This window comes from Altererythrobacter sp. Root672, from assembly GCF_001427865.1.
GTDB lineage: Bacteria > Pseudomonadota > Alphaproteobacteria > Sphingomonadales > Sphingomonadaceae > Croceibacterium_A.
In genome coordinates this window covers 485,323-500,399 of the sequence record NZ_LMHH01000001.1, presented here as the reverse complement: position 1 = coordinate 500,399, position 15,077 = coordinate 485,323, and the positions used below count along the sequence as shown (strand labels likewise).

Here is a 15,077-nt window from a genome sequence, read left to right as displayed (position 1 = left end):
ACAAGAGACCGCCCCGCCTCACCAGCCTTGCGATGCAAGTCCTGGGAAGGGGCGGCCCCCATGAATACCGACCGGGCGAATCCCTTGGGACCCGCCCGGAGCGGCGCCTATATTACTTCGTGATCTTGCTGACAACCCCCGAACCGACGGTGCGGCCGCCTTCGCGAATTGCGAAGCGAAGACCCTCATCCATCGCGATCGGAGCGATCAGCTTGACGCCGATCGTGACGTTGTCGCCCGGCATGACCATCTCGGTGCCCTCAGGGAGGATCACTTCGCCAGTCACGTCGGTGGTGCGGAAGTAGAACTGCGGGCGGTAGTTGGCGAAGAACGGCGTGTGACGGCCACCTTCGTCCTTCGACAGCACGTAGACTTCGGCGCTGAACTCGGTGTGCGGATTGACCGAACCCGGCTTGGCCAGAACCTGACCACGCTCAACGTCGTCACGACCCGTACCACGGAGAAGCGCGCCGACGTTGTCGCCAGCTTCACCGCTGTCGAGCAGCTTGCGGAACATTTCCACGCCGGTGACGATGGTCTTCTGCGTGTCGCGGATACCCACGATCTCGACTTCGTCGCCAACCTTGACGATGCCGGTCTCGATACGGCCGGTCACCACGGTGCCGCGGCCCGAGATCGAGAACACGTCTTCGATCGGCATCAGGAACGGCTTGTCGGTCGGACGCGGCGGCTGCGGGATGTGCTCGTCAACGGCCTTCATGAGCTCGATGATCGAGTTCTTGCCGATTTCGTCATCACGGCCTTCAAGAGCGGCCAGAGCCGAACCCTTGATGATCGGAATGTTGTCGCCGTCGAAGTTGTAGCTCGAGAGCAGCTCGCGGACTTCCAGTTCGACGAGCTCGAGGATCTCGGCGTCGTCAACCTGGTCGACCTTGTTCATGTACACGACCAGAGCCGGCACACCGACCTGACGAGCGAGCAGGATGTGCTCGCGGGTCTGCGGCATCGGGCCGTCGGCAGCGTTCACCACCAGGATGGCGCCGTCCATCTGCGCCGCACCGGTGATCATGTTCTTCACGTAGTCGGCGTGACCCGGGCAGTCGACGTGAGCGTAGTGACGCGCGTCGGTCTCGTACTCAACGTGAGCCGTCGAGATGGTGATGCCGCGCTCACGCTCTTCCGGTGCCTTGTCGATGTTCGAGAAGTCAACCGGCGCGCCCTGCACCTTGGTGATTGCCGCGGTAAGCGTGGTCTTGCCATGGTCGACGTGACCGATGGTACCGATGTTGCAGTGCGGCTTGTTCCGCTGGAACTTTTCCTTGGCCATTTCCTATAACCTTCTGTTCTTCGAATTTGGAATTCTGACGGAGAACGGGACGGGCGCCCCTTAGATCAGGCGCCGCCCCTAAACGCTGTGCCTGGCTTAGGCAAGCTTCTCCTTGACCTCTGCTGCGACGTTCGCCGGCACCTCGTCATAATGCGAGAATTGCATCGTGTACTGGGCGCGGCCCTGCGTGAACGAGCGGAGCTCGTTTACGTAGCCGAACATGTTGGCGAGCGGCACGATCGCCTCCACGGCTTGCGCGTTGCCGCGCGAGTCGGTGCCCTGGATCTGACCACGGCGGGAGTTAAGGTCGCCGATCACGTCGCCCATGTATTCGTCAGGGGTGACGACTTCGACCTTCATGATCGGCTCGAGCAGCTTGATGCCTGCCTTCTGGGCAGCTTCGCGCATCGCACCGCGACCGGCGATTTCGAAGGCCAGGGCCGACGAGTCGACGTCGTGGTACTTACCGTCGAGCAGCTCGATATCGAAATCGATGATCGGGAAGCCGATGAGCGAACCGGTTGCAGCCGTCTCGCGCATGCCCTTCTCGACCGACGGGATATATTCGCGAGGAATATTACCGCCCTTGATGTTGTCGATGAAGTTGATGCCCTGGCCGCGCTCACCGGGGGTGAGCTTGACCTTGACCTCGCCGAACTGACCCGAACCACCCGACTGCTTCTTGTGGGTGTAGGTAATGTCGACCGGCTTCGCGAGGTACTCACGGTACGCCACCTGTGGCGCGCCGACGTTGGCCTCGACCTTGAACTCGCGCTTCATGCGATCGACGAGAATGTCGAGGTGAAGCTCGCCCATGCCCTTGATGATCGTCTGGCCCGATTCGTGGTCGGTCGAAACGCGGAACGAGGGATCCTCGGCAGCCAGGCGCGAGAGGGCGAGGCCCATCTTTTCCTGGTCGGCCTTGGTCTTCGGTTCCACCGACAGCTCGATAACCGGCTCGGGGAATTCCATCCGCTCGAGGATGATCGGGTGCGCGGAATCGCACAGCGTATCGCCGGTGGTGGTTTCCTTCAGACCGGCCAGCGCCACGATGTCGCCCGCGAAGGCTTCATCGATGTCTTCACGGTTGTTGGAGTGCATCAGCAGCATGCGGCCGATCTTCTCTTTCTTGTCCTTGACCGAGTTCAGGTACGAACCCTTGGACAAGCGGCCCGAGTAGATGCGCGTGAAGGTCAGCGAGCCGACGAACGGGTCGTTCATGATCTTGAACGCCAGCGAAGCGAACGGCGCGTCGTCGCTCGACGGACGGCTGTCTTCTTCGTCGCTGTCGGGCTTCACGCCCTTGATCGCCGGAACGTCGACCGGGCTCGGCAGGTAGTCGACAACCGCGTCGAGCAGGGTCTGCACGCCCTTGTTCTTGAACGACGAGCCGCACAGTACCGGCACGAACTTCTGCGCCAGCGTACCCTTGCGGATCAGCTTTTTCAGCGTGGCCACATCGGGCTCGTTACCCTCGAGGTACGCTTCCATGATCTCGTCGTCCTGTTCGACGGCGAGTTCGATGAGGTTCGAGCGGTACTCGGCAGCCTTGTCGGCGAGGTCGGCCGGAATTTCGACATAGTCGAACTTCGCGCCCAGGCTCTCGTCCTGCCAGATGATCGCACGGTCGTTGACCAGGTCGACCAGGCCCTTGAAGTCACCTTCGGCACCGATCGGCAGGTAAAGCACCGCCGGGACAGCGCCCAGGCGATCGATGATCGTCTGCACGCAATAGTAGAAGTCAGCGCCCGTACGGTCGAGCTTGTTGACGTAGCACATCCGCGGCACGCCATACTTCTCAGCCTGGCGCCACACGGTCTCCGACTGCGGCTCAACGCCGGCAACGCCGTCGAAAGCGGCAACCGCACCGTCGAGGACGCGCAGCGAACGCTCGACTTCAATGGTGAAGTCGACGTGTCCGGGGGTGTCGATGATGTTCAGGCGGTGCTCGGGGCCCTCGCCGTCTTCGGCCTGCCAGAAGCAGGTGGTCGCGGCGGAGGTGATCGTGATGCCACGCTCCTGCTCCTGCTCCATCCAGTCCATGGTCGCGGCGCCGTCATGGACTTCGCCGATCTTGTAGGACTTGCCGGTGTAATAGAGGATGCGCTCGGTCGTCGTGGTCTTGCCGGCGTCGATGTGCGCCATGATGCCGAAGTTACGATAGCGCTCGATAGGATGGCTGCGGGCCATTTTACTTACTCCGAAGGGCCCCCCGCCCGTGCCTCGACTATGCCCGGCACGGACAGGGACCGAAAAAGATTACCAGCGGTAGTGCGAGAACGCGCGGTTGGCGTCGGCCATGCGGTGCGCGTCTTCACGCTTCTTCACAGCATTGCCGCGGTTGTTCGCCGCATCCATCAGCTCGCCCGAGAGACGGGCAGCCATGGTGGTTTCCGCACGGCCACGGGCCGCGTTGATCAGCCAGCGGATGGCGAGCGCCTGGGCACGCTCCGGACGGACTTCGACCGGAACCTGGTAGGTCGCACCACCAACACGGCGCGAACGCACTTCCACCTGCGGCGAAACGTTCGCCAGCGCATCGTGGAACAGCGCGACCGGATCGGCCTTGGCACGGTTCTCGACGGTTTCGAGAGCACCGTAAACGATACGCTCGGCAACCGACTTCTTACCGTCGAGCATGAGGTTGTTCATGAACTTCGACAGGATGAGATCACCGAACTTGGGATCCGGCAGAATTTCCCGCTTCTCGGGACGACGACGACGTGACATCGGACTAATTCCTTATTTTGGGCCGCACCAGCCAACCAGGGGCGCGCGGCCGAAACCAGCTAAAGCGCGAACGCTTACTTCGGACGCTTAGCGCCGTACTTCGAACGGCTCTGGCGGCGATCCTTGACGCCCTGTGTGTCGAGCACGCCGCGCAGCACGTGGTAGCGCACACCGGGAAGGTCGCGCACACGGCCGCCGCGGATCAGGACCACGGAGTGTTCTTGCAGGTTGTGGCCTTCACCCGGAATGTAGGCGATGACTTCGCGCTGGTTGGTCAGACGGATCTTGGCCACCTTGCGAAGCGCCGAGTTCGGCTTCTTCGGGGTCGTGGTGTACACGCGAGTGCAAACGCCGCGCTTCTGCGGGTTCTGCTCCATCGCGGGAACCTTGCTCTTGGCCTTCTGCAAGACCCGGCCCTTGCGGACCAGCTGGTTAATAGTCGGCATGTAATCTCTTCACCGTTCTATCGGGGCTACCGGGACGAGGTGAAGATGTGAGGTTCGCCTGTTCCGCGTCGTCATCCCGGCGAAGGCCGGGATCCTGCGAAACATAGGAAGCCGCGACGCGACTTCCAATGCGAGCCTGAAACACTCCACCCAGGCCCATCGAGCACCGGGTTACTTTGACGGCTGCCCCAAGAGCGTCCTAACGGACCGCTCCAACAGAGAAAGGCCTATCGCGAATCCGCACAGGCCCCCGGGACATCACCGGCAATGTTCAGCTCTATTTACCCGCGCGAGGACAAAAGCCCCGCTTCGGATGGGCGGCCCCTTACGGGGAATTGCGGATAGGGTCAAGGATAGGCAAAAGCCTTTAGGCAAATGTGGGATGAGCCGTGCTCAGCCATGGCTCTCGCCCCCTAGGCTTTAGCTCCTGACGATACGAAGCCCCAGGCGGCGAAACCGCAGCCGACGACAAACGCCGCCATGCTCGCAAGCACCAGGACATTGGTTGCACGAGAGCCGATTGCCTGGTCCATGTGCCTTTTCATGGCGGCCTCTAGCGCGGCGAGGCGCGGCCCGTCATCGGCGACGGTCATCCAGTAACCCAGCATTGTCCCGGCCCCAATGCTCACGCGCTTAAAGGCGTAGAGCGACCACAGACCTGATCCCAACGACGCGAGTATTCCGACAAGGAAGGCTGCAGCCGCGCCCAGCTTTGCTCCGCTCCCCATTTCGAGCGGGAGCAGAGACACGGCGGCAGCACCATTGATCACGACCAGCGTCGCCAGGAGCCACCGCGACAGGCTCGCCACTTCACGAACCCCATCATGGAATGCCTCGACCATCATTGGCATGAAAGTTTCGGCGGCCAGCCGATTGGATGCCAGTTCGCGGTTGTCCTCGTCCATCGATGTCCTCACCGCAGGCGGAGCCGGTCGTTCCACCTGTGGGTGGCACGAGATGCCGGCCATCAGGGCCGGCGCCGTTGTCTCGAAAGAGCGCCGATGCGCGGGCTTGCTTCGTCCGTCGGAGTGTTCGACTCGGTCGCGGGACGCTTTGGAATTATCAGCCCGCAAATAGACGGTCACCGCCAATCACGTAACGCGTTGACTTGGTTCACCGTCAGAGCCCTCTCCCAGGTAGAGAGGGAAACGGCCTCAATCCCTGGTCAAATGCTCGACCAGCGCCCTGACCTTCTTCTGCCGCCATTGCGGGCGCGGGGCGACGAGCCAATAGGCGCGGCGGCCTTCTTCCGGCCCCTCCAGAGTGACCAGGCGGCCGTCGGTCAGCGCTTCTTGCACCAGGGGCATCGGCATCATGGCCTTGCCCAGTCCAGCGAGCGCGCTCGACAGCGCCTGCCCGGCGTTGCCGACCTGGAGCACTACGCCGGCGGCTTCCTCTTCGGGCAAAGGGTAGCCGGGCCAGGCGATCCAGCCCTCTGCCCCGCCCGGCGCCGCAACCAGCACGCGGCTGGCGGGGGCGAGTTGCACGCCCTCCAGTTCGTCCGGTCCTTCGATCAGCCGGATGGCGAGATCGAGGTTGGCCTCGGTGAAGTCGGCATCCTCGTCGGCGACCAGTTGGTAGCGGACTTCGGGGTTCTCGGCGCGGAAAGCGGCCAGACGCGGAGCGAGCCACTGGGCGAAGAACTCGCGCGGGACCGCGATGGTGTAGTTGTGGCTCGATTGCCCGGCCTGCATCGCCTGGACGCTTTCCTCGAACCGCAGGAAGCCTTCGCGCAACGGATCGAGGCCGGCTTCGGCCTCGTCAGTCAGCTCCAACCCCTTGGACGTCCGCCGGAACAGAACCACGCCGAGGACATCCTCGAGCGCGCGAATCTGCTGGCCGACAGCCGCCGGGGTGACCGCGAGCTCGTCGGCCGCGCGGGTGAACGAGAGGTGCCGTGCGGCAGCGTCAAACACGCGCATGGCGTTGAGGGGCAAGTGAGTCCGCTTCATTCCGCGCCCGCGTTTAATGGGCGCGGGGCTTCGCGGCAACCTAGGTTGGTGAGAGACGTGGGCCGCTCTGTTCAAGCCGGGCGAGGCGCTCTTCGACTGAGCCCATCTGCAGATTGATGCTCTCCGCCTGCTGGGCACGCTTGAGCGAGGCGCGAAGGGTTTCCGCGAGCGGTTCGGTCATGGCTTTGAGACCGTCGAGCTGGGCGGCGTTGTAGCGGTTGAAGTCGCTGCGCGGACCGATCAGCAACTGGCCGATCGGACCGTCTTCGTCTTCAAGCGGCAAGGTCAGCGGGAAACGGGGGTCGGCGACGGGATCGTAGCTCGGCCTGCCCAGTTCGTCGGCTTGCTCGATGTCGCGCGCCGCCAGCAGCTGCGGACCGCGCGGCCCATCCACCAGCAGGGCAGCGCCGCTGCAATGAACCGCAGCGGACAGGGCCGAGAGAGTGCGGACGCCGATCTCCTCTGGCATTTCGGTGGTGCGCCAGACATGCAGCCGGCCAACAAGTTTCTGGATACGGCTTTCGTCGCCCGCGAGCCGCTTCTTTGCCCAGCGCATGGCGAGCGCCTGGGTCGGGGCGAAAATTCCCGCTGCGAGGATGGCACCGGCAAGCGTGGCGGCGGTCTCGCTTTCCCGGCCCAGGACCCATTCGGCGCCGAGCTTGAGAAAATCCATGCTCAACGTCCAGACGATGCCGACCGCCAGCGTCACCACCGCCGAGATCGCCGAGCGACTGATCACGCGGTCGGCCTCCCACAGTCTGAATCGCAGGAGCGAGATCAGGAGACCAATCGCCATCGCCAGGAAGCCGAGGTTAAAAAAGACGATGACGATGAGGCCGTTGATCGGCGACTGCTCAAGCACGTCGACCAGGACGAAGGCCAGCGTCAGCGATAGCAGCCCACTGGCGAAGCCGAACGCCGCCCACTTGACCTGCTGCCGCTCGATACCCGGCTGAAAGCGCCGGTACTTGATCACGTGGCAGATCAGCAGAAACAACGGCAGGATGAAGGCGATGGCTACGTTGATCCAGGTCGGAATCTCGTCAATCGCCAGCGGGACCATCAGCAGAGGCGCGATGACGAGGATCCATCGCACCACGCGCGGAGTGAAACGCCCGTCCGGGAACGCCGCTATCCCGATCACGAGCAACGCCCAGGCCAGCGTGGTGTAGACGTCGAACGCATTGCCCATTCCCGTGGCGAGCCACAAGTTCAGCGGTGGATCGATCGAGCCGGCGAACAGCAGGAAGCTGAACGAGAACAGCAAGGCGACCGGATCTTGCGGACGGCGCAGGAACAGCAGGACGGCACAGCCGATCAGGGTCATGCAGGTAAGCAGCGAGATGAACATTCTCGCCGTCATCCGTTGATCGCGGCTGATGACCTGCGAGGCGTCCTTTCCGGCAGCATACCGTGGAGAAACTTCTATCCGGTGCGTCGCACTCTGACCTTCCGGCGACGCGAGCGTGAGCGCAACAACTTGTCCGTCCTTGCCCTTGAGGCGGGCGGCCAGATCCCAGACCGGGGTATCCTGGGCGACAGGCTTTCCATCGATCGCGGTAATGCGCGACATGGCCGGGACCACGGGAACGCCGGTATTGCCCGGTATGCTCTCCACGGTGATCGACCCGTCGTTTTCGACTTGCGAGGTCAGGGACAGGCGATGGAACTGCGGGTCGTTGCGGTAGGTGTCGCGCAAGACAAACACCGTGCCGGCAATGTCGAGCACCACGGCAAGCGCAAGCGCGACGAACCAAAGGCCGCGGATCCAGGTGAGCTGGGTATTGGTGGGCGGCGGCAACCGGCTCGGCAAGAAGCGGTGGACGCGGATCGCCATGTCAGGCCTTAGTGGCGCGCGCACGGCGAACGGACGGCCGGCAGCACTGGCGGCACCCCTTCGCCCCTTCGACGACCTCAAGGCCGATCCACCCCTTCATGGCGATTCATTATCGCCGCTTCGCCGCCGGTCTGCAACGGGGGCGATTCAGGGGCCGTTTTAGGGGCCGGATTCAGGAACTCAGAGCGGGAGGCCGCAGCCCCGGGGCCGGAGGAACTCCGCTGTCTGCAGCAACATGTCGAACATGGCGTCGCGCGCCTGCTGCGTCAGATTGAGCCAAAGATTGCGGCCGTCGCACTTTTCGGGCGTGGCGATGACCAGGCCAAGGTCGGTCAGCGTCTGCACGCTGTCGGCCACGCACACCAGGTCGATCTGGGTCAAGGCAGCGAGACCCTCGATCGACAAACGGCGGCGCTTCTTCTCGTGAACCACGATCTCCAGCATGACCCGCAGGGTCGGATCGCCGAAGTTGAGCTTGCCGTATTGAAGGTCGAAGCCCCGGCGGATCGTCTTGATCGCGTCGGCCAGGCCCCGTGCAAGGTCCGTCCGCTCCTCCTCGAGCAGGTGCGTGCCCGGCGCCTCGGCGGGCGCGAGCTCCTCCGACCAGGCGAGCAGCTGGCGCGCAAGCACCTCTGCTTCGCATGACTTCGGTGCATCCTGATCGAACATCAATTCCTCCGGTATTTGCAGATGGCCGGATAGAGAGGTCAAACCGCGGCTGCTTAACCGATCGCGCCGTTCACGAAGCAATCGCGGCAATCAGGCCCGCACAGCGGCGGCCGACGACAGCCAATACAACGATCTCGGGACAATCGGGTCCAACGGCGTCCCGTATCGGGAAAAGGCCTGACAGACAGGGGGATTTTCCTGCGGCACAGTGTCGCGAACGGAACTCTCTGGAACTTGCCCATGCACCAAGTCCGTGCCGTAATATTGACCGGTTATCTTGAGGTCGCAAAACACGTCTGTATCGACGGTCCGCGCTTGCTGCGAGAGATGGACATTTCGCTGCAGTCGCTCACCAATCCGGAAAGTCCGCTTCCGGCAGCCACTGTCAACAAGCTGCTTGAAAGATCTGCCGCGGAATCGGGCTGCGACAGCTTCGGGCTGTACATGGCCGAATGCCGATCTTTCGCCAGCCTCGGCCCCCTGAGCCTGTTGTTCGAGCATCTGGCCAATGTCCGGGAGGTGGCAAAGGCGAGCATCACCTATCGGCGCTACATGAACGACGTGATCCACATTTCGATGGAAGAGGACTCAGAGACCTGCGTGCTCAGGCTCGAGGTCCTGCCGATCGCGATGGGGGTGCAGATGATGGACCTCATGGTGGGCTCGGGTTACCGAATCCTGTCGGGTGTATCCGCCGACCGCTGGCGCCCCTCGAGCGTTCACCTGGTTCGCCCCGAGCCGAAAGACCTCGCGGCCTGGCGCCGCTTCTATCCGTGCCGGATCGAGTTCGAGAGCAACTTCAACGGCTACGTGTCTCCAAGCAGCTCCATGCGCCTACCGACGCTGCTGCCCGACGCGACCATGGCCAAGCACGCCGAGCATCTGCTGCACCTGGTGCCCCTGCCCAATCCGGACAAAGTCGGCGACAGCGTCAGGCGGGCGATCACCCTGCTGCTTCCGAGCGGAAAAGCGACGGTGCAGCAAGTTGCCTCCCATCTCGGGATGAGTCCGCGCACTCTTCAACGCAGGCTCGAACAAGAGGGCGTCGTGTTCGGCGAACTGCTCAACGAGATCCGCCGAGGTCTGGCAACGCACTATCTCACTGGGTCGAGCCGGCCGATCATCGTGATCGGTGGCTTGCTGGGCTTTGCCTCACCCGGTTCGTTTACGCGCTGGTTCGTTGGAGAGTTTGGGGTTCCGCCGCGAACTTGGCGGGCCGAACAGGAAGAAGGCGAGCTGGAGACAGCCTAGGCGTCTTGAGCCTTCCACATTGCGCTAAGCGATCTAAACCGCCGCTGGTGCCGCTAGCGGGAAGAACGGGATCGCCACGTCGAACAGGGCGCCATCCTCTCCGGCAAAGGTGTAGTGCCCTTCCATTGAGCCGATGTTGGTCATCAACTCGCAACCCGACACGTAATCGTGCGTCGCACCCGGGGCGAGGATCGGCGTTTCGCCAACAACCCCTTCGCCGTCGACCAGGCTCACCATCCCGTGGGCATCGGTGATCCGCCAGTGACGGGTCCGCAGTTGGATCACGTCGTCGCGGCCGTTTTCGATCCGTATGTGGTAGACCCAGAACCAGCGTTTCGCTTCCGTGCGAGACTGGTCGGGCATGAAGTTCACCGCAACGCGCACGGTGACCCCGGCGGTCTTCGCCGCGTGCTGAAACAGGCTGGCGAGCACATCCTGCATTCTTGATCCCGTAACCCCTTTACCTCCGCGGAGCAAAGGGGTTGCGGCCAGTTGCACCCAGCGAAGATCGCCGAGTTCCGCCATTTTTGGGATGAGCACCGCGCTGCGACGGTGTTTTGCGGTGGAGTGGAAGAAACGAGCGCTACGGACAGATTTATTTGCGAACGCCTCGCACTAGCGATAAGGCGAGTCCTCCCGCAGTGGAGTCAAAACGATGAATGAGTCCGGTGGCGCCTGCCTTCTCCCCATGCCGATGCCCAACGACCGAACCACCCGGACGGTCTTGTTCGCTCTGCGGCGGATGGCGGTTCATGGGGTGCGCGACGCCAACGCCTGCTGGCTGATGCTGGACTTGTTCAGCACCGGATTTCGTCGCCCCCTGGTGCTGCTGCGGGCCTTCATGCTCGAACTGTCGCATGCCTCGCGAGGGCCAATCCAGGTGGCGCCCTGCTGCACACCGCGGATGACCGAAGACGAAAGCCTGATCCTGCGAATCCTGTTCGGCGCTGCGAACGATCTAGCTGCCGCCGAGGATCTTCTCGTGGATTTGACGCGTAACCCCGGGGTTGCTGAACCGCTGTCAGCAGCAGCCGTCTTCGGCCGCTGCCTGACAGCAGCAAAGCTTCCGAACGCGGTTTAGAGCCCGGCTTTGCTAAACGCCTGGTCGAGGTCCTCGATCAGGTCGGCCGGATCTTCCAGACCGATGTTGATCCGCAGCATCCCCTGGTCGATGCCCATCTCCACGCGCGCTTCTTCGCCCATGTTGGCGTGGGTGGTGCTGGCAGGGTGACACATCAGCGATTTCGAATCCCCGATGTTGTTCGAGATGTCGACCAGCTGAAGCGCGTCGAGCACCGCGTGAGCCTGCGCCCGCCCCCCATCGAGGATGAAACTGAAGATCGGTCCGACAGCGTCCATCTGCTTCATCGCCAAATTGTGCTGCGGATGGCTAGGCAGACCGGGATGGAGCATGTGCGGCACCCGGCTTTCGACGAACCGACCGACTTCGAGCGCCGCCTTGCTCTGAGCGTGCGCACGCAGCGAAAGCGTCTCCAGTCCCTTAAGCACCACCCAGGCGTTGAAAGGCGAGCAATTGGGACCGGTGTTGCGCTGGAACGGAAGCAGGACCTCGTCGATCCACTGCTTCGTTCCGCATACCGCGCCAGCCAGGACCCTGCCCTGACCGTCCATCAGCTTTGTCGCGGAATAGGCGACCACATCCGCGCCGAACTCGAGCGGACGCTGCAATGCAGCGGTGGCGAAGGCGTTGTCGACCACGCTGGTGATGCCGCGCGACTTCGCAAGGCCGCACACGAACTCCAGGTCGACCACGTCCATCGTCGGATTGGCCGGGGTTTCGAAGAAAAACACCTTGGTGTTCGGCCGGATCGCAGCTTCCCAGGCGTCATTGTCACGCGCGTCGATCACGGTCGCTTCGATCCCGAACTTGGGCAGCAGGGTATCGACCAGCCAGCGGCACGAACCAAAAGCGGCGCGCCCGGCTACGACGTGGTCTCCAGTCTTGAGCTGGCAAAGCAGTGCGGTGGTCATCGCCGCCATGCCGGTGGCCTGGACCCGGCACGCCTCGGAACCTTCCATCGCCGCGATACGCTCTTCGAGCATCGCGACTGTGGGATTCTGCAGGCGAGAGTAGGTCATCCCCTCGGCCTCTCCGGCGAACCGTGCGGCCACGGTCGCGGCATCGTCGTAAGTATAGCCGGAGGTCAGGAACAGCGCTTCGCTGGTTTCGCCCTGCTCGGAACGCCAAGTCCCCGCGCGCACGGCGCGAGTTGCGGGACGCCACTTGGAGGTGATCGAACGGTCGGTGCCGGTAGTCTTCTTCATCGCTGCGCGTCTAGGCGCTGCGTTTAGCGTGGGCAATGGGTAGCTTAGGGGCAGCTTTGTGGACAGGATTACGGGCTGGTGGGAAAGTCGGTGTCGCTGTTACCGTCGCCGTCGATCAAGATGATCAGCGCCGCAATCAGGATGGCACCAACGGGAAGCATCCACGCTGACTCATCGCCGCCAGACAAGTTTTCAACCTGACCTATGTGGGCCGATACCCACGCAGGCGCAGCGAGAGCTGGAGTAGCGAGTGAAAGGGCGATCCCCGCCACGACAACATTACGAAACATTGGACCTGCTCCTTTTCGCCGAGTGACGTCTTGTCAACGCGGCGACAGGTTCCTGTTTCCACCACACATCCCGTCACCAGTGGCGTCCACCGCAATTCTCTCCGATCGACCCGCCTCGTGAACTTTGGACAAAAAAACGGGGCCCGAAGGACCCCGCTTCCTTTTGAAAACTCCAAGCAGCCGAATTACGGGCTGGTCGGAGAATCGCTGCCATCGCTGATCAGCAGGATCAGACCCAGCGCCACAGCTGCGAAAGCAGCTACGAGCCAGACCGAAACACCAGCAATGTCTTCGGCATTCTCGACTCCCGCAGGTGCACGCACCGGGGCAGCCTGAACAGTAGCCGCCTGGGCCGTCCCGGCGACAAGCGTCAAAGCCGCGCCGGCGGCAAGAAGCGATTTACGCACCATAACTCCTCCACTGATTCTCATGTCGGCCGTTGGGCCGCGCTTCGCTGTAGTCTAAGAAAAATTAAAATGCACTAAAAACTATGCCATGCTCACAGGCTCTTACCGCAATTGCGACACAACTCATCCCGCGCCTGCAACAACTCACCCCATTTTAGGGACTGACCGGGATCAAGTCGTCATCGCTATCGCCCAAAAAGAGGATCAGAGCTAACAGGCCGACCACAGCGCCGACAATAACCCACGTCGACGTGCTGTCGAGCTGCTCGGCCGAAAGAGGGCCCGAAGAGGGAACCCTCATCGGCAACGCATGAGCCGCACCCGCCACGAAAGTCGCGGAGGCCGCAGCCGCAATCAGAGTCCGACGAAGCATGGGTGAATCCTTGAGCCCGGTCCTTGGACGAGATGGAGGGCAGGAATCAAAAAGGGCAGATGTCCGACCGCTGTCCCGATGGGGGGCAGGACAGCGGCCGGCTCTCACTGCCCACAAGCCTTATGCCCCAAAGCAGAGGCCCGTTATATTGGGGAATACCCCCAGTCCCTGTGAAAAGATTACCGATTCTGTTTCGACACAATCGGCAGGGATCGACCGCTTGCCACGCTCCTCGCAGAGCACTATCCGCTTCGCCGATGAGCGCCGGCTCCAGTCCCCCTCCCATTCACCCTCGCGATCCCCTCGGCTGGACGGTCGCGATCACGCTTGGGTTCTTCGCGCTGGTCATGGTGCGGCTGACGATACCGTCGAAGCCATTCTTCGACGAGATTCACTATCTGCCCGCCGCGCGCACGATCCTGGAGCTCTCGCACCTGGTCAATTCGGAGCACCCCCCGATGGGCAAGGTGCTCATTGCGCTGGGCATGGGTGTGTTCGGCGACAATCCGCTGGGGTGGCGGATCATGTCGGCGCTGTTTGGCACGCTTGGCCTGTGGGCCGCCATGCGCGCCATGTGGTTCGCGTCCGGTGCCCGCTTCGCTACGATCGCGAACGGCATCCTGCTGGCGACTGCCTTTCCGCTCTTCATCCACTCGCGCATCGCCATGCTCGACATCTTCATGGCGAGCTTCGTTCTTGTGGCGCTGTGGATGTGTGCCGGAGCTGTACGCGAAAGCGAGACGGCCCGGTGGCGCCTCGCAATTGCGGGCGCGGCGATGGGCTTTGCAATGGCCTGCAAATGGAACGCCATCCCCCTCGCGATGATGCCTGGCCTCGCCTTCCTCGTAGTCAGAGTACACTCGGCCGGCTGGCAATTCCTGACCTGCCGCAGAGGTCCACCCGTCCCCGGCATGACCCTGCTGGAGGCCGCCTTTTGGCTCGGCCTAGTGCCGGTCGTGGCCTACGCCCTCTCGTATGCGCCGCTTGCATTCCTCCACCAGGGCGCGGTCGATCCGATGCATCTCGCCGAGTTGCAGAAGAAGATGTACGACCTGCAGCAGACGGTGGTCAAACCGCACACTTACATGAGCGTCTGGTACCAGTGGGTCGTCAACTGGCGCGCCATTTGGTATCTCTACGAAGTCGTCGATGGCGCGCAGCGCGGCGTGCTTCTGATCGGCAACCCCCTCACTATGCTGATCGGTCTGCCCGCTTTGGGTTGGTGCCTCTGGGCCGGAATCAAGCGCCGGCGTTGGGATGCTCTGGCCATTTTCGTGCTCTATGCCGTCAGCCTCGGTTTCTGGATCATCGCCAAGAAGCCGGTGCAGTTCTATTACCACTACTTCCTGCCGAGCACCTTCCTGATCGCCGCGCTCGCGCTGTTGCTCGACGACTTCTGGCGGCACGGAAAGCGCAAGACCGCGCTCACGACGATCGCGGCGTCATGCGCAGTGTTCGCGTTCTTTTACCCGATCCTGTCCGCAGCCCCGCTCAAGGGCCGCGATTCCTACGTCACCTGGATGTGGCTCCACAGCTGGCGCTAGGAAT

16 protein-coding genes are annotated in these 15,077 nt (G+C 62.7%); 3 read left to right on the top strand and 13 right to left on the bottom strand.

Translation table 11 applies throughout. The annotated features are described in order from the left end of the window. Window positions 1-112: 112 nt before the first annotated feature. The 8 genes from tuf to ASD76_RS02415 all read right to left on the bottom strand — a co-directional run bounded on the left by tuf (window position 113) and on the right by ASD76_RS02415 (window position 8,922). Window positions 113-1,288: an elongation factor Tu gene (tuf, locus tag ASD76_RS02450; RefSeq protein WP_055917995.1), complete on the bottom strand. Its 1,176-nt coding sequence runs from the start codon at window positions 1,286-1,288 to the stop codon at window positions 113-115. Between the two features lie 96 nt (window positions 1,289-1,384). Further along, window positions 1,385-3,478 (bottom strand): elongation factor G, encoded by a 2,094-nt coding sequence (gene fusA / locus ASD76_RS02445; RefSeq protein ID WP_055917992.1) that lies wholly within the window; start codon window positions 3,476-3,478, stop codon window positions 1,385-1,387. A 69-nt stretch (window positions 3,479-3,547) separates the two neighbouring features. Next, window positions 3,548-4,018 carry a 30S ribosomal protein S7 gene (gene rpsG / locus ASD76_RS02440; protein WP_055917989.1) on the bottom strand — a complete coding sequence of 157 codons (471 nt, stop codon included), beginning with the start codon at window positions 4,016-4,018 and terminating at the stop codon, window positions 3,548-3,550. Window positions 4,019-4,092: 74 nt separating this feature from the next. Next, window positions 4,093-4,464, bottom strand: a complete 372-nt coding sequence (rpsL, locus tag ASD76_RS02435) for a 30S ribosomal protein S12 (protein WP_055917986.1) — start codon at window positions 4,462-4,464, stop codon at window positions 4,093-4,095. A 413-nt stretch (window positions 4,465-4,877) separates the two neighbouring features. Further along, the gene (locus tag ASD76_RS02430; RefSeq protein ID WP_156457516.1) at window positions 4,878-5,369 is read right to left on the bottom strand and encodes a hypothetical protein; all 492 of its coding nucleotides are present in this window, start codon (window positions 5,367-5,369) and stop codon (window positions 4,878-4,880) included. 249 nt (window positions 5,370-5,618) lie between these two features. Then, on the bottom strand, window positions 5,619-6,416 hold the full coding sequence (locus ASD76_RS02425; RefSeq protein WP_055917980.1) for a LysR substrate-binding domain-containing protein: 798 nt from the start codon (window positions 6,414-6,416) through the stop codon (window positions 5,619-5,621). A gap of 40 nt (window positions 6,417-6,456) precedes the next feature. Then, window positions 6,457-8,253 carry a hypothetical protein gene (locus ASD76_RS02420; protein WP_055917976.1) on the bottom strand — a complete coding sequence of 599 codons (1,797 nt, stop codon included), beginning with the start codon at window positions 8,251-8,253 and terminating at the stop codon, window positions 6,457-6,459. 180 nt (window positions 8,254-8,433) lie between these two features. Next, window positions 8,434-8,922 (bottom strand): hypothetical protein, encoded by a 489-nt coding sequence (locus tag ASD76_RS02415; RefSeq protein ID WP_055917973.1) that lies wholly within the window; start codon window positions 8,920-8,922, stop codon window positions 8,434-8,436. A 240-nt stretch (window positions 8,923-9,162) separates the two neighbouring features. Here ASD76_RS02415 and ASD76_RS02410 point away from each other — a divergent pair, with 240 nt between their 5' ends. Then, window positions 9,163-10,173, top strand: a complete 1,011-nt coding sequence (locus tag ASD76_RS02410; RefSeq protein ID WP_082553565.1) for an AraC family transcriptional regulator — start codon at window positions 9,163-9,165, stop codon at window positions 10,171-10,173. A gap of 33 nt (window positions 10,174-10,206) precedes the next feature. Here ASD76_RS02410 and apaG read toward each other — a convergent pair whose 3' ends face one another. Beyond that, on the bottom strand, window positions 10,207-10,614 hold the full coding sequence (gene apaG, locus ASD76_RS02405; RefSeq protein ID WP_055917970.1) for a Co2+/Mg2+ efflux protein ApaG: 408 nt from the start codon (window positions 10,612-10,614) through the stop codon (window positions 10,207-10,209). Between the two features lie 214 nt (window positions 10,615-10,828). Between apaG and ASD76_RS02400 the strand changes: the two genes are divergently transcribed. Then, on the top strand, window positions 10,829-11,254 hold the full coding sequence (locus tag ASD76_RS02400; protein WP_156457515.1) for a DUF6628 family protein: 426 nt from the start codon (window positions 10,829-10,831) through the stop codon (window positions 11,252-11,254). Here ASD76_RS02400 and ASD76_RS02395 read toward each other — a convergent pair. The 4 genes from ASD76_RS02395 to ASD76_RS02385 all read right to left on the bottom strand — a co-directional run bounded on the left by ASD76_RS02395 (window position 11,251) and on the right by ASD76_RS02385 (window position 13,529). Continuing rightward, window positions 11,251-12,459, bottom strand: a complete 1,209-nt coding sequence (locus ASD76_RS02395) for a trans-sulfuration enzyme family protein (protein ID WP_055917964.1) — start codon at window positions 12,457-12,459, stop codon at window positions 11,251-11,253. The two genes, ASD76_RS02400 and ASD76_RS02395, sit on opposite strands and share 4 nt — an antisense overlap. A gap of 68 nt (window positions 12,460-12,527) precedes the next feature. Continuing rightward, window positions 12,528-12,749 carry a hypothetical protein gene (locus tag ASD76_RS18115; protein ID WP_156457514.1) on the bottom strand — a complete coding sequence of 74 codons (222 nt, stop codon included), beginning with the start codon at window positions 12,747-12,749 and terminating at the stop codon, window positions 12,528-12,530. A gap of 185 nt (window positions 12,750-12,934) precedes the next feature. Continuing rightward, the gene (locus ASD76_RS02390; RefSeq protein ID WP_156457513.1) at window positions 12,935-13,156 is read right to left on the bottom strand and encodes a hypothetical protein; all 222 of its coding nucleotides are present in this window, start codon (window positions 13,154-13,156) and stop codon (window positions 12,935-12,937) included. A 154-nt stretch (window positions 13,157-13,310) separates the two neighbouring features. Then, complete coding sequence (locus ASD76_RS02385) at window positions 13,311-13,529, bottom strand: hypothetical protein (RefSeq protein WP_055917959.1); 219 nt, start codon at window positions 13,527-13,529, stop codon at window positions 13,311-13,313. A gap of 257 nt (window positions 13,530-13,786) precedes the next feature. Between ASD76_RS02385 and ASD76_RS02380 the strand changes: the two genes are divergently transcribed. Continuing rightward, window positions 13,787-15,073, top strand: a complete 1,287-nt coding sequence (locus ASD76_RS02380; protein WP_055917956.1) for a glycosyltransferase family 39 protein — start codon at window positions 13,787-13,789, stop codon at window positions 15,071-15,073. The last annotated feature ends 4 nt before the right edge of the window (window positions 15,074-15,077 follow it).